This is a genomic window from Nostoc sp., from assembly GCF_036919815.1.
Lineage (GTDB): Bacteria > Cyanobacteriota > Cyanobacteriia > Cyanobacteriales > Nostocaceae > Nostoc.
The window spans coordinates 21,595-36,140 of record NZ_JBALCE010000126.1 but is presented as its reverse complement, the minus strand read 5'-3'; the positions used below and the strand labels follow the sequence as shown (position 1 = coordinate 36,140).

16 protein-coding genes are annotated in these 14,546 nt (G+C 43.6%); 4 read left to right on the top strand and 12 right to left on the bottom strand.

All coding sequences use genetic code 11. The features are described from left to right. Nucleotides 1–314: 314 nt before the first annotated feature. From V7K15_RS28430 to V7K15_RS28400, 7 genes are all read right to left on the bottom strand, one after another. Complete coding sequence (locus tag V7K15_RS28430) at nucleotides 315–887, bottom strand: DUF3727 domain-containing protein (RefSeq protein WP_334911119.1); 573 nt, start codon at nucleotides 885–887, stop codon at nucleotides 315–317. A gap of 141 nt (nucleotides 888–1,028) precedes the next feature. After that, a complete protein-coding gene (gene ruvX / locus V7K15_RS28425) occupies nucleotides 1,029–1,499 on the bottom strand; it encodes a Holliday junction resolvase RuvX (protein ID WP_334911239.1) in 471 nt (156 codons plus the stop codon). Nucleotides 1,500–1,503: 4 nt separating this feature from the next. Continuing rightward, the gene (locus V7K15_RS28420) at nucleotides 1,504–2,760 is read right to left on the bottom strand and encodes a GNAT family N-acetyltransferase (RefSeq protein ID WP_334911117.1); all 1,257 of its coding nucleotides are present in this window, start codon (nucleotides 2,758–2,760) and stop codon (nucleotides 1,504–1,506) included. A 552-nt stretch (nucleotides 2,761–3,312) separates the two neighbouring features. After that, nucleotides 3,313–3,519, bottom strand: coding sequence for a hypothetical protein (locus tag V7K15_RS28415; RefSeq protein ID WP_334911237.1), 207 nt, complete (start codon nucleotides 3,517–3,519; stop codon nucleotides 3,313–3,315). A 144-nt stretch (nucleotides 3,520–3,663) separates the two neighbouring features. Beyond that, the gene (locus V7K15_RS28410) at nucleotides 3,664–4,155 is read right to left on the bottom strand and encodes a hypothetical protein (RefSeq protein WP_334911115.1); all 492 of its coding nucleotides are present in this window, start codon (nucleotides 4,153–4,155) and stop codon (nucleotides 3,664–3,666) included. A gap of 141 nt (nucleotides 4,156–4,296) precedes the next feature. After that, nucleotides 4,297–6,438, bottom strand: a complete 2,142-nt coding sequence (locus V7K15_RS28405) for a pentapeptide repeat-containing protein (protein WP_334911113.1) — start codon at nucleotides 6,436–6,438, stop codon at nucleotides 4,297–4,299. Nucleotides 6,439–6,620: 182 nt separating this feature from the next. Next, nucleotides 6,621–6,965 carry a hypothetical protein gene (locus V7K15_RS28400; RefSeq protein ID WP_334911111.1) on the bottom strand — a complete coding sequence of 115 codons (345 nt, stop codon included), beginning with the start codon at nucleotides 6,963–6,965 and terminating at the stop codon, nucleotides 6,621–6,623. 391 nt (nucleotides 6,966–7,356) lie between these two features. On the opposite strand from V7K15_RS28400, the gene V7K15_RS28395 reads away from it, so the two are divergent. Continuing rightward, on the top strand, nucleotides 7,357–7,788 hold the full coding sequence (locus V7K15_RS28395; RefSeq protein WP_334911109.1) for a hypothetical protein: 432 nt from the start codon (nucleotides 7,357–7,359) through the stop codon (nucleotides 7,786–7,788). 25 nt (nucleotides 7,789–7,813) lie between these two features. On the opposite strand, the gene V7K15_RS28390 is transcribed toward V7K15_RS28395, so the two are convergent. From V7K15_RS28390 to petB, 5 genes are all read right to left on the bottom strand, one after another. Beyond that, complete coding sequence (locus V7K15_RS28390) at nucleotides 7,814–8,185, bottom strand: hypothetical protein (RefSeq protein WP_334911107.1); 372 nt, start codon at nucleotides 8,183–8,185, stop codon at nucleotides 7,814–7,816. A gap of 65 nt (nucleotides 8,186–8,250) precedes the next feature. Next, nucleotides 8,251–9,432, bottom strand: coding sequence for a glycosyltransferase family 4 protein (locus V7K15_RS28385; RefSeq protein WP_334911105.1), 1,182 nt, complete (start codon nucleotides 9,430–9,432; stop codon nucleotides 8,251–8,253). Nucleotides 9,433–9,710: 278 nt separating this feature from the next. Beyond that, a complete protein-coding gene (locus tag V7K15_RS28380) occupies nucleotides 9,711–10,154 on the bottom strand; it encodes an ATP-binding protein (RefSeq protein WP_292802088.1) in 444 nt (147 codons plus the stop codon). Nucleotides 10,155–10,512: 358 nt separating this feature from the next. Further along, nucleotides 10,513–10,995, bottom strand: coding sequence for a cytochrome b6-f complex subunit IV (petD, locus tag V7K15_RS28375; protein WP_334911103.1), 483 nt, complete (start codon nucleotides 10,993–10,995; stop codon nucleotides 10,513–10,515). 119 nt (nucleotides 10,996–11,114) lie between these two features. Continuing rightward, nucleotides 11,115–11,762 (bottom strand): cytochrome b6, encoded by a 648-nt coding sequence (gene petB, locus V7K15_RS28370; RefSeq protein ID WP_334828689.1) that lies wholly within the window; start codon nucleotides 11,760–11,762, stop codon nucleotides 11,115–11,117. Between the two features lie 402 nt (nucleotides 11,763–12,164). On the opposite strand from petB, the gene ctpA reads away from it, so the two are divergent. The 3 genes from ctpA to aroQ all read left to right on the top strand — a co-directional run bounded on the left by ctpA (nucleotide 12,165) and on the right by aroQ (nucleotide 14,488). Beyond that, a complete protein-coding gene (ctpA, locus tag V7K15_RS28365; protein ID WP_334911101.1) occupies nucleotides 12,165–13,409 on the top strand; it encodes a carboxyl-terminal processing protease CtpA in 1,245 nt (414 codons plus the stop codon). 89 nt (nucleotides 13,410–13,498) lie between these two features. Then, nucleotides 13,499–13,720, top strand: a complete 222-nt coding sequence (locus V7K15_RS28360) for a hypothetical protein (RefSeq protein WP_334911099.1) — start codon at nucleotides 13,499–13,501, stop codon at nucleotides 13,718–13,720. 87 nt (nucleotides 13,721–13,807) lie between these two features. After that, a complete protein-coding gene (aroQ, locus tag V7K15_RS28355) occupies nucleotides 13,808–14,488 on the top strand; it encodes a gamma subclass chorismate mutase AroQ (protein WP_334911097.1) in 681 nt (226 codons plus the stop codon). Nucleotides 14,489–14,546: the final 58 nt, after the last annotated feature.

Sequence of the window (14,546 nt, the reverse complement as noted above, 5' to 3'; positions counted from 1 at the left end):
GGTCGGTAACTATCTCAAAAGCACTAGCTTAACCCTTAAACCTGTTTAACTTTTAAGTTCTAGAGCAGGGAACTAGCTACGCATTCCCTGGTAGGTCTTGAACACTTACCTTAAACGTAGTGACTTAACACTTAAACTGGTCAACTAGGCGAATTTCTTGCCCCCACTATATCGGTACTCCGATTAGTGGTGGGTGGTTGACTGCTTCCACATTTAATGGGACATGGCAAAAGGTTTAAGTAGATTGTGATTACAATCAAAAATTCCCAATTAAAAAATTCAAAATGAAAATGTTACATTTTGAATTTTTAATCTTATTCGACTTCATTAAAAAGATGTTCCTCTAACAGAGGTTGCACTTTGCGAAACTCCTCTGGAGAGAGTAATTCCGGTTCACCTGTTTTAGCTATCCGTGCAAAAAACAACAAGGGATCGAGGGGTGTATAAATTGCATACTCCTGATCTTCATCATAGAAGCTAGCGAGTAGCTGTAATTGCTCAGGTTCTAAATCTGCCTCTTCATCTTCAATTTCTAAGGTAAAGAGTTCTGATTCTTCAACTGGCGGTAAATCACCTGCAACTGTCAAAGCATAGGCTGTGTTCTTCAATATCAGGTTCTGCTCAGATAGTACCGCTTGAGCAGTGGCAAAAATTTGCTCAATGGTGCTGTCATCTTCTACCAGAACCGCTTCTTCTTCCTCACCCTCACCTTCCCAAGAAAAAATTTCTACAGGTGAGTCTACAGGAAGAAGTAAAACATATTCTTGCCCATCTACCTCCAGGGAATGCTCTATATAACATTCGAGCGATCGCCCTTTGTCATCGGTTAAAGTGATGGAACCCGCATGAGCGTTATCATTTTCTTCAGGAAATGGGGAGGGAAACATAGCCGAAATGTAGAAATTTAATAAATACCAGCAAGTTTCAAAATCGCTTAACTATTTAATCACATCTTATGTTAATTAAATAGCTTTACACGTAGATCCAACTGCTGGCTAATCGTTTTCAGAATATCATGTTAAAAGGTATCAATATTCAATCGCCGCCACTGAACTGCGAGAACTGGCACGCTTAACATCCAGCCATTGTTGTAAAATCAAAGCGGCTGCCTTGCGGTCAATCAAACCTTTATGGCGTGATGGGGAGCGGTTTTCAGCTATCAGCAGTTGCTCTGCTTGAAATGAAGTTAATCGCTCATCCATATATTCCACAGGCAGGTTTAGCGCTTTAGCAAGTCTTATAGTAAATTTTTGAACTTGACGCGCCTGAAATCCTAGTGAGCCATCCATTGAATAAGGTAAGCCCATAACCAGAACTTGCACCTCGCGTTCATTAACTATTTGTCGGATTTGCTCGACATCCCGCTCAAAAGATGTACGCTCAATTGTGGTGATCCCCGTGGCAATTAACCCCGTGCGATCGCACCCAGCTAGACCAATCCGCTTGCGACCGAAATCTAGTCCCAACGCTGAAATAAACGGTTTTGCTTGTGGGGATATCACACTAATTCTCCTGCTGTGCATCTGCTGATTCCGGAATCGGCAATGCTTCCATGCTAGGGTTTTTTACCGGAAAGTTAATCGGTTCTGACAAGCTTTGCAGTGGTTTATCTGACGATGGCAACTTTGCTGGTTGTATCCATGACATCCCACCTGGTATAGGTTTACGTGCCGGTTGTAAACCTTGCAGCATATCAGTCCACTGAATTCCTTCTAAGGAGACGAATTTAGACTCACGTAGCTTGTGCCACACAGAGCGAGACATAACTAATGTATGTTCTATGCGTTTTGCTCCAATTCGTTCCAAATACTCTTCTCGCTCTGCCTGATAGTCTGAGGAAGCTAGTTGCAACCCTTGCTGGGGGAAATCTTGGGCAATCCGAGCCAATTGAGATAGTAATTCTGGATACAGCCAGGTGTAAGCAGGATGAACTGTCAGTGTTGCAGCGTGGGGGACTTCACCCTTACGGTCAAGTTGCACCTGAAAATAGCCGATCGCAGCTTTGCGTTGGGGTTCAAATACGTAACCACTGACTACTTCTGCTTTAGTCAGCCATTGCGTCACTGCATCAGTTAAAGCGCCGAACAAACTGGTTTTAAAGTCGCGGGTATTGCGGTCAAAAACCTGACGTACCAGAGGTGGCATCGATGCCGTATCTAGTTGATATAGCAACTGGGCATCAGCATTACTTACTGGTAAGAGGTTGGGCAAATCTGGCTCTGCTTGTGCCAATTCAACCAATAATTCTGGGCCAATTTCCCAGTATGTCATTTCTGCCAGACGCTGGAATCCATTTTGTCGATATAGTGCCAGCGCCTCAATGTCATTGATGTTAACTTCCAGTAGCCAAGTGCGAGCTTCCAAAATCGATTCAAAGCAATGACGCAAAAGTTGCGAACCAATTCCTTGTTTATCGACACCACGCTCCAACAGCACTTGATCAATTCGCCAAGTGCTGCGTGTCCGGTTAAACGGTGACACTTGAATCATCCCTAGAAGCATCCGCCCTTGCTCTGCTATGTAGGCACAGAGGCGATACTGGAGCGGGTTAGGAAACCAACTCAACAATTTGAGTAATCCATACCAGCGACGCAGCCTTTGCATCTGGCTGATCGCAAGACCTGCTCTTTGGGGAGTGAGGGCTGCGAATGACTCTTGAGTTATGCGCTCAATCCCGTCCAGATCCCGGTATTGGACTGGTCGGATAACAACGCTGAGGTTTCGGGGAAGTAATGAAGTCATTTTAATTCGAGCCGCCATTTAGCTTTCACTAACTGATCTTCAAAGGAACTGATGCAATAATATTAACTGCTTTCTGCCGCTTCTAATAATCTCTGCAAATCTAGCAATAGAAGAAAATCTGCACAAACGGAACGAATCGCGGTTTATGTTCTACCTATATCAAGCGTCCTACGACGAAGCCCATAGGTAGCTCTGACCTGATATTCCCAGTTAGAGATCATCAATTCAGATGAAGGATTTTAGGTATTATGTTTTTTCAAGATTAGTTCGTGTTAAGTGTAAGTTTTGTTTTCACACCAATTAAGCTTTGACATCCCGCACTAATCAAGCGTAATCTTATTCTACAGTAGAAGCCTACTTGTATAACCAGAATTGCCTATTTTCTTTTCTACATAAATCTATGTATTAGGGCAACAGTATTCTGCCCCTTCCTATGGCGCCAAAAGGGTGATTTGAGTAATTTTATACTTAAAAAAACAGAAAAAGCAGAGATTGTGAGAACACCATTGGCATTGACCCAACAACATCTGCCTTGATTTTATTTGAATTTTGATTAAAATTTGTATATATTTATAACCCTTGTCGAGAGACTAACTTTTCAAAGTGGGCTTGGGTTTGATGGAGTAATTGATGGCGACTATCTACTACTGTTTGTTTCAGGGTTGGAACAAGATTGCGAGCTTGCAGAGTCATGTGAAGTTGCAGGTTAGCGACATATTCACTGAAATCTTGATTCACTTGATCTGCGCCCACATTCGTTAATAAATTTGATTCCATTGCCACTGTGTTCTCCTGTGTTAATCCTGTGCTGTCTCTCTTCATGACCAAAAGTTATCACGTTGTTTGAACTAACTTCAGAATTTGCAATGAAGTTTAACGCTTTTTCGGAATAGCGATCGCAGTCGGGTTTTCATCTGCCCATTAAAATCTCAAACCAATACCACCTTGTACGGAGACAGCTGTACCACTACTATCACGGTAGGCATCAAAAGCGATGATCGCGTTGCCAAAAAGGACAGTATTACTATTTGGGATCATATAATCAATGCCCGGTTGTAAAGCAAAACTAATTTTGTCACCCACAGGAGAAGATCCACCACCACCAGCCAATACCAACCCAGCACCCAGGTAGGCATCAGCTTGCCAGTTAAGGGGGAAATCGTAAGAAACCGTTGGTACAACTGCCGTATTATTACCAATTAACACTTGGGCGCGGAGTGAAATCGGTGCTTCCAAAAGCTTGTAGCGTCCCGCTATCACCCCCCCTAATTGGACACCATCGGTAATACCAATAGCGGGGCCTATACCGATATAACTGCCATAGGCTACTTGAGCTTGCACTGGTTTAGTACTCACCAGACTTAAGACCAAACCAGCCCCTAAAACTGAAACCAAATATGGAATATACTTCATAACCGAACTCCTCACACCAATTTGTCATTTGTCATTTGTCATTTGTCATTGGGCATTGGGCATTGGGCATTGGGCATTGGGCATTGGTTATTCTCCTTGTCTCCCTTGTCTCCCTCATCCTCCCCAGTTCCCCCTCTCATTCTACGGGCAACGAGTATGAATGCCTCCTTGAGTACAAATGTAGGCTATTTGCTTGGAATCTAAATTTTTGGCTTGAGAAAAATCAACCCCTTGGACTACGGCAGATACTGAGCCTAAATCTGGGGTTTCGACAAATTGATCTGCTGGATCTTGTTTGCTAGGGGCGAGAATTGCCCCCTTAAAATCTGCTCCGGCGACATTCGCCCCCCGTAAATCTGCAAAACTCAGGTCGGCATTTTGCAAGTTAACGTTTTCCATCTGGGCAGAACGCAAAACAGCACCAGTTAGACGAGTGGCCCTCAAGTTAGCATTACTGAGATTAGCACGATCCAAATAGGCTCCTGATAAATCTGCCCCTTGCCAATCAGTGTTAGTTAAGTTGGCAAAGGATAATTGTGTTCCTATAGCACTGACACGACCTAAACGCGCGGAGTACAGATTGGCTTCGTTCAAGTTGGCGTCGCCTAAATCTGCTCCAGTTAAGCTGGCTTTTTCCAAAACTGCGTTTTGCAGATTGGCTCCTACTAGTTGGGTGCTGTTGAGTTTAGCCTCAAATAGACGCGCGTTGGATAAGTTGGCTTTGTTGAGAGTGGCGCGGCTTAAATCGGTACGGTTCATCAAGACGCGACTGAGGTTAGCATCAGTAAGATTGGCTTGCTGCAACTGAGCTTGGCTTAAATCAGCGATCGCATCGTCATAAGTATCCCAGCGTCCATCTTCACCCACGCCCCGAAAGCGGCTACCCTTCAAACTGGCTTGGTTAAGATTTGCAGATTTTAACTTAACTCCTGATAAATCAATATTGTCTAGCACCAAGTTGAAAAAGGAACTTCCTGGAGTACCGCTTTGACCTAATTGGATGCTACTAAGGTCAACGCCCTCGGTTTTACCACTGTAAACAGAGAGAATCTTGTTGATCGTCCCCTGATTTCTTTGTAGCCGCCCTTGCCGCAATTCCCGTTCTTCGGTTGCAGTGCTACCCACAGACTCCAGTTCGCTAACCAAGAACTGATTCTTATTTTTTAGTTCCGGGATGGCTTGAGGACCGACAGTTGTCAAAGCTTGTTGAATCGTATCCAGGAGGCTGGGGTTAGTTTCGCTAACCAAGAGATCCGCCAGAAATTTAATCGACTGTGGGTCATTAAGACCACCAATAGCCAGAATTGCACTTTGGCGTTGCTCATTAGTCGCCCCAGAGTTAGGACTCAATGGTTTGATAAGTTCGAGGAACTGTTGGCTGTTGATTTGCTTAGTTGCTCGCTGAGATTGTTGAATTTGGATATAAACTTGAGTGCCGATTAAAGTTGCCAATACAGCAGTCATGCTCGTCAGCCCTACCCCAAACAAAGTCAGATTAGGATTTTGCTGTATCCGCCGCCACAGATTCGGCGACTCATTGGTTTGGGCTGCCGCTAATTCTTCATCTCCCTCCTGCCATTCTTCTGCTTGATCATTACCGTCAGCAGACTGAATTTGTTTGTTGCTAGGTAAGAGTCCATCTATTGTATAAGTGCCTGCGAGTTGATCATGCAGTGCGCGACGCCCCCGGCGCGACGGTAAGCCGATCCCTTCACCCACAATCATTAACAAAGACAAAAATGTGAATAATCCTAAATTCGGAAAAGCAAAGCTGTAGCGCCACAGCAGATAAGCGATGGAAATGGGTACTGTCCAACGCCCAACGCCTTCTCTAATCACAACTGCCCCCAATCCGGGCGGCGTTCCTTGCTCGTTCACAACCCGCACTTTTAACCAACGTTTAGGAATTGTGCTACCAGTCTTAGCTAGTAAATACAATTGCCACCACGAGAGAGTTACAGGCGCTAACAGGGCGATTGTCCATAAAATATTAGTCGGCCATGCAACGTTAGGGATGCCATAGCTCACAGGCAGAGCCAGGGGTCTGGCGATCGCTCTTTGGGTTACTATCAGCACGGGGTTAAGCGGCACTCGGTTGAGATCGCTTCTAGAACTGGCATAGACACCAATGCCGAAGGGAATCAACCCACTGGCAACTACTAGTGTGATTTCAGCCGCCCAAGCCGCAAAACGCCTACCTGCTAGCAACAGCGACTTGGCTTTTTCCGGTTCTTTTGACTGACCAGATTGATTACTACTTCTCCTGACAATTGGTGTCGTCATCGCATAATTCCCTTTGATATTATTTTTACGCCGCGATCGGCACAATTAAAATAGACTAAGCTAATCGCCAAAAAGAAAAGCATATTGAAATAGAATTTAGGAGTTATAAGTCAGGAGCCATTTGTATTCTGGCTCCTGACTTTCATGACTCCGGGCAGAGTGCAAAGCAAATGCATATCAACTTATTGCTTACGTTGAAAGCTACTAGAGACAAAAAATTTGTATCCAACATACACCAACACTGCCAAAAGTGCCAGAGTGATTACAGATGCAACCAGTTTAAACACTGTTTGCAGCATCGCCAAGCCCACTAGCACCGTCACACCCGAAACTACCAGCTTTTTCGCCCCAGATAAGCTCTTAAACCAGCTCTGAAATCGCTCCAGTTGCAAGTTCAAGTTACCAAAAACAGACTGAGGCGTTTGTTTTTGTGCTTGTGGTTGTGGAACTACCCCCGGTGGAGAATTAATCTCTGCCTCTAGCTTCTTGAGGCGACGCTGTAAGTCTTCTTCAGGTTGAGGATTCATCAATTTTTTATCCCTCAGCTAAGTCACTTGTTCAACAACAGACCAACCAAATTCTATTTTTGGTGGTTGTCTTAGTGATTTTAGCTAATGTCTGTGCGTGCAAGAACTTTCTGGATAAATAAAATTTATTATGATTATTTTTAGAATACTAGCTTGTTACGGATTCAAGTGCGGAATCTAGGTAGGATTTACGCATAAGAGATCCCCCAACCTCTTTAATTAATAAAAGTTGGCTCTTTCATATCTCACCCATTAAATCTTCACAACCAATCCTTAAATAAAGGGTATTGCTTTATACAGCAGCTTTTGGAACCAAGACGGATTGATGTCGTCTATTAAATCACTACTGCATAACAATATTGCTCTAAAAAAATCTGGAGCATTAATTAAAATGAAGACGCTTAGGCTACTTGCAATTGTTCCCACAGCTTTGGCGATGAGTTTGGTTTTTACTGAGGCTAATTTAGCACAGACAGCAACAATCCAAATTCATCAGAATTTACAACCAGATCCACTGGTTTTGAAGGGAAAGTCTGGCGGAACTGTCAAAAGTAATTGTGGCAATATTAGCGCTGAACCGAATCAAGTTATTCAGGTTACAGAGTCACTACCTTATTTGCGATTAACAGTAGAGAGTCAAGGGAAGCCAACGCTGTTGATTGACGGACCTGGGGGGCGCTTTTGTGTACTAGCAGATAGTTACTCTGGAGGCAAGTCAGAACTTTCTGGTTTCTGGCAAGCGGGAACATACTCGCTGCATGTGGGCGAACTATCCAAACGAGAGTATAGCTACACGCTCTCAATCTCGCAAAAAAATAAATAATTATAAGTCACTTAATGACTAATGACTAATCTTCCAGTGATTGGGCTGGAACTTCGACAGCAGTCACATCAATTGTGCCTTCTGGTGTCAAGCGCTGAAAATGACTATTTTGGACTAACAGTGACTCCCCACAGTTAGGACATTGCAACTGACTGTTATTTAAACCTGTAAATTCATATCGACAGACGGGACACTGATCAGCAACCAAGTTGCCTTGCAGCCACCAACGAAAGCCAAAAAAAGCCACAATGGGTGCCAAAAACAGCAACCCGAAAATAATTAGCAACGAATTAACTAACCAACCCAAGCCCAGTGATGCCAGTAACCAAATAACTGCCAGCAGGGTGAGCCAAGGGCGGAGATTTAAAAGATTCAATTGAAATGACTTAAAGCTCATTTTTTAAGTGTCGTCCTGCTCTCCTTCTAGGATAGCGATTTTAGTCATTGGTCATTTGTCATTTGTCATTTGGACTTGATTACTAAGGATAGAAGTATTTTTTGCAACTGCTGTTGGAAGGCATCTATGCCAAAGAGCGCGATCGCCTGTTCTCGCAGCCACTCTCCATCACATCGCTGGTCATCCCCTTGAAGCATTTCTATACAAGCTGCTGCTACAGCATTAGGATTGCGGTGTGGTACTCGCCATCCCAGTTTACCATCCTGTAAGGGATCAGCAGAGCCATCATCGTCACCGGATAGTACAGGTATTCCACAAGCCATTGCTTCCAGATAAACAATGCCAAAGCCTTCTTGCGAAGGCATAATATAGGCATCAGCAAGGCGGTAATGTTCGATTAATTCTTCTGTAGCAACGAAACCAGCAAATACGACGCGATCGCTCACATCTAAATTTTTTGCCAGTTTAGCTAATCGCAGTTGGTCATCACCGCGACCAATTACCAAATATTTCACTTCTGGGAAAACTTGAGCGATTTGTGGTAATGCCCGAATCGTGACATCTACACCCTTGTAAATATCCCCTGACCATAACCGCGCTACTGTCATTAACACTTTAGCACCAGTTAAGCCATACTTCTTTGCTAATTCTGGCTGCTTGCAACCAGGAGTAAATTTATCCCCATCAATTGCACAAGGCATCATCTCTACCATTTTTGGGTTTAGACTATTAGCAACACAAGCGCGATCGCGGCTGTAGCGACTAATTGCCCAAATTCCACCTGCTGATGTCAGGGCGCGACGTTCTTGATTTTTGAGCGGTTCCCAGACTTCTTTGCCGTAAGTTAGCACGGTGTAAGGAATCCCTAATGGCTGGCAAAGAGTTTGGATTAATACTGCTAAGTTAATATGACCACAGAAAACTTGCTGCGGACGGCTTTGCAACAAACACTTAAGTAAAGCGCCTGCCATTTGCAGTCTTCCCAAATCGGGAGAGTGATTTTTAAAGTAATGAAATTTTAAGTTCTCCTCTTCAAACGGATTTAAGCTATCAGGACTATCTCGTAGCAAAAATACTTCCGCTTTGTAACCTTGCCTCAATCCCAGATAGGCGCGAAAAATATCTTTTATATATGATTGAATACCACCTTCCTGGGCAAAAATTTCTAAAAACACGAAGACATGGTTAGTTTTTTTGTTAACTTTATCACCTAATTTTAGGTTTTTCGTCGCTCTAGTGATATGCATATTAGATGATTTACACTCGCGGTCAGGGCGCGATGTCTACGACGGGCTACGCCTACGCACCGCTTTTTGACATCTACCCCACAGCTAAAGCTGGGGGTTCCCGTGTGCCATTGTAATCCAAATAAGATTGAAAAAAGAGTATAATTTTATCAATCAAATAACTATATAGTTGATTTATTTTATAGTAATAAAGGCATGATTTCCGCAAAATCTAGGTAATAATCCAGATATTTACAGAAATATTACCGAGCAGCTTCTAACCCTTCACTGCTTCAGTTTTACGTTTGTGCTTCTACAGAGTATTTGACGATGAGCAGGCAATTTCTCCCATCTGCACCACGTTCGTATACAACACGGTCAGCTAACCGCCGCAGGAGAAACCATCCATACCCGCCTACTTGCAGCGTACCTGGCTCTGGCTCTGCGATCGCATCAGGATTGAAAGGTTTTCCATAATCCCAAATTCTAATCTCTAGTCGGTCAATCCAAAGATAAACATTAATCTCAATGGTTGTTTCCGGGGGTAAAGCATGATGAGCATGACGAACAGCGTTGGTAAAGCCTTCTGCTAATGCTAAATTGAGGCGATCAAGTTGGGTTTTTGACCAGCCAAGTTGAGACAAATGTTGCAGACAAAATTGCTCGAACCATTCTTGCACCTGGTTTAGGAGACTGAGTTCGCTCTTAACCGTCAGATGGTCTTGCTGCACTATGCTAAACATTAACTGTGACTTAAATATAAGTAAACCCAAGTTGCTAGTTATTAAATTTTGCACTATTGGCAAAATTTCTCTGATATAGAAAAATCTTAATTGAGATATTCTGTTTACCAAAATACAAAAGATCATCGATTTTGGCATTTCGAGGGTTGTAACTAGCAACTTACGTTAAGTAAGTGAAAAATGTTTGTATTTGTTGACTTTTGGTGATTTGAGACTTGGGAATAGCTTTTTCATCCAAAACTTAAAATCCCAAATGCAATCTCAACTATGAAAATTGACGCCTGTTGATTGGTTTCAAAAGCACATCTGCATCTGCTCTTGAAACTCACAGGCGTCAAAGCACTTCCTGGTGACTAATTTAGAATAGTCCCAAGGTCAAAGATTTATCCAATGGCAAGGCAGCACCAATACCCAGCCACAGGGTGACAAGGGTACCAACGAGGAATACTGTGGTTGCAACTGGACGACGGAAAGGGTTTTGGAACTTATTGACGTTCTCAATAAAGGGAATGAGAATCAGCCCGACTGGTACCGAACCCATTGCTACCACTCCTAAAAGTTTGTTAGGGAGCGATCGCAAAAGCTGGAAGACTGGATACAAGTACCACTCCGGCAAAATTTCCAATGGTGTGGCGAAAGGATTTGCGGGTTCACCGTTCATCGCCGGGTCTAGCACAGCTAGAGCCACAATCGCAGCGAAGGAACCCATGATTACGATGGGAAACACGTAAAGTAGGTCATTAGGCCAAGCGGGTTCACCATAGTAGTTGTGACCCATGCCTTTAGCGAGCTTGGCTCTTAACTGAGGATCGCTCAGGTTAGGTTTTTTTTGTGTTGACATTTTGAAATATGCTCTCCTGCTTAAGTTAAATTAAAGCATTTGTGAAAGCTATCAGCTACTAGGCAACCTTAGCCTTGCTCTGAAAACTGACAAATGTTGCCTTTCGCTAATGGCTGATATTACAAAGGACCGGAAATGCCTTGCTTGCGGATCATCAAGAAGTGAAACAGCATGAAGACTGCAATCAACCAAGGCAATACAAAGGTGTGGGCGCTGTAGTAACGAGTTAGTGTTGCTTGACCAACACTCGAACCGCCACGCAGCAGGTCGGAGATGAGAACGCCAACCACGGGAATTGCTTCTGGTACGCCGCTAACGATTTTCACAGCCCAGTAGCCAATTTGATCCCAAGGTAGGGAATAGCCGGTAACTCCAAAGGAAACGGTAATCACAGCTAGGATGACACCACTTATCCAGGTCAATTCGCGGGGCTTTTTGAAACCACCAGTCAGGTAAACCCGGAAGGTGTGCAAAATCATCATCAATACCATCATGCTGGCAGACCAGCGATGGATGGAGCGAATTAGCCAACCGAAGCTTACTTCAGTCATAATGTACTGCACTGAGGAGAAAGCTTCAGCTACTGTTGGTCTGTAGTAGAAGGTCATGGCAAATCCAGTGGCAAACTGGATAAGAAAGCAAACCAGGGTAATTCCACCCAGGCAGTAAAAAATATTGACGTGGGGAGGGACATACTTGCTAGTGACATCTTCAGCGAGCGCCTCAATTTCTAGGCGTTCCTCAAACCAGTCGTAAACATTAGCCATACAATCTCAAGTTCCTAAGAATCGGTTGCGGTTGATAAATCCCGAAGTTCTGAATCGGCAGAAGCCTTCGCTCAGACTTCTCTCCCAATTAGCAATTTTGGGATTTTCGTAAAGGGGAGTTTTTTTGCTTGTCAGCTTTGGGCGTGCTAAGAGACTTCAGAAACTTTACACTCTGTAAAGACGGAATATATTGCGATCTCTTTACGCCCCTACACACAAAATGTTGGACACAAAGTAGATTTTATCCTTTGGTGAGTGGATACGATGCCTCAGTTGACTGAACAACTAGATGAGAAAAATGCACCACTTCTATAAAAAAAGTAACATAATCGAGAGATAGATTTCATCAACAACAGGGCAAGTGGGCATTTCTAGGCAATTTGGGTTGAGGTGGAATTGATAATGGGGTTCATGAACAAACAAGTCTTTCGGGTTGGATTTTCATTGTTAATGGCGTTTTGGTTGGCGTTGGGTACGCTCACCGAGCCTGCGGTGGCTTTGACAACGGAACAAAAGCTGGTTTCGGAAGTTTGGCGAATTGTTAATCGCACTTATCTAGATGAGACGTTTAATCATCAAAACTGGGCGGCTGTCCGGCAAAAGGTTCTCCAGAAGCCGCTCACGGACTCAAATGCCAGTTATACGGCAATTGGGACGATGCTTAAGAGCCTCGATGATCCTTTTACCCGCTTTTTAGATCCAGAACAGTACCGCAGCTTGCAGGTCAATACTTCTGGGGAACTAACTGGGGTAGGATTGCAAATTGCCTTGAATCCTGAGACTGGAAAGTTGGAAGTAGTGGCTCCGATCGCAGGTTCACCAGCAGATAAAGCCGGGATTAAACCACGCGATCGCATTCTCAAAATTGAAGGCGTTTCTACAAAAAATCTCACCCTTGATCAAGCTGCAACCAAAATGCGCGGCACTAGTGGCAGCCTTGTGACTCTTTTGATCGAACGCGATGGAGAGGCAGAAAGGGAAATTAGACTGACACGCGATCGCATTGCTCTTAACCCTGTGGTTTCCGAATTACGTCTTTCCACTGAGGGTACACCCATTGGCTACCTTCGCCTGACTCAATTCAATGCCAACGCTTCAACGGAATTGGCACACGCTATTTCTAGTCTAGAAAAAAAAGGCGCTGCTGCCTACATTCTGGATTTGCGAAATAATCCTGGGGGACTCTTGCAATCAGGAATTGAAATCGCCCGTTTGTGGTTAGACTCCGGCATTATCGTCTACACTGTTAACCGACAAGGCATTCAGGGTAGTTTTGAAGCCTTTGGACCAGCCCTGACGACCGATCCTCTGGTGATTTTAGTCAATCAAGGAACAGCCAGTGCCAGTGAGATTCTCGCCGGCGCACTCCAAGATAATGGTCGTGCCCAGTTGGTAGGCGAAACCACCTTTGGAAAGGGCTTAATTCAATCCTTATTTGAATTATCAGATGGTTCGGGCTTGGCAGTCACAATTGCTAAGTATGAAACTCCTGAACACCGGGATATTAATAAACTAGGTATTAAACCGGATAAAGTGATTTCCCAAGAAGCGATTAACCGCGAAGAGATTGGCACCCAAGCAGATTTGCAATATCAAGCAGCAGTGGAACTTTTGCTTAAAAACTCGGTGATGGCGGGAAAGGCGTAATAAGTTTGGAGTTTGGAGTTTGGAGTTTCCCGCCGACTTTCAATAAAATCTCTCAATGTAGGTTGGGTTGAACGGCAGTGAAACCCAACATGAACAAGGATCAAATGTTGGGTTACTCTGGGGGAAGCAAGCTACATTCCTCAAAGATTACTTGCTTCTCCCTTCTCTACGAGACGCTGCGCGAACAAGTCGGGAAACAGCAAGAGCGCAGTGGCTCGCCAACCTATAGATATTATAAGTGTTTAACCGAAGCTGATATAATTCATGCAACAGTTTTTTGTGCTGAACTTGCTTTTTGTCAGCAACTATGAGATATTTTATCTGAGATTAAAAATACTGTATTCCTATGGAATTACTGAAAATTGCTGCTATGTAGCAGAGTATATAAACTTTTTGACATGAATTTAAGTTTTTTCAGAAAGCATCCACTGTTGTTTGTCATCATAATTTTCTTTGAACTTTTTTTTAGTAGTACAGTAGTTGCTGCCAACTTAAAATTAGATTTCGCTGCTCAGAACTCTGGGTCAGTACAATCAGCAAATCCTCAAGCTATTACGATCGCAGATCAACAACTACCTGTAGATAAATTACTAAAATTGATCCAGCAGCGATTAATAATTGCACATGATGTAGCCCGGTGGAAATGGAATCACAAACGTCCTATTGAGGATCTAAAGCGCGAACAAGAGTTACTATTAAAGGTTAGGCAACAAGCAACAACCCATAGTTTAAAACCCGATAGAGTTGCAGGATTTTTTAAAGCGCAAATAGAAGCAGGAAAACTCATCCAAACAGTTGATTTTCAAAACTGGCAAAAGCAAGGCATTAAATCTTTTCCTAACGTGCCAGACTTAAACCAGACATTGCGACCATCGTTAGATAAATTAAACACAGAACTTGTCTTTGCTTTAACAGAACTGACTCCTGTTCTAGGTTGTCCGCAGATACGGGAATTAATTCAGTCACGTTCCCAGGTGATTATTCAGGGATATGGTATTGATCAGCAAGTACAGAGCCTAGCAATTTCACCCCTGCTGCAATTTCAAAGCGCTTCTTGTAAAGTGGGTAACTTCCATTGATCGGGCTAGCGACAAATATATTTTTATCCGACAACAACTGCGATTTTCTCGCTTATGC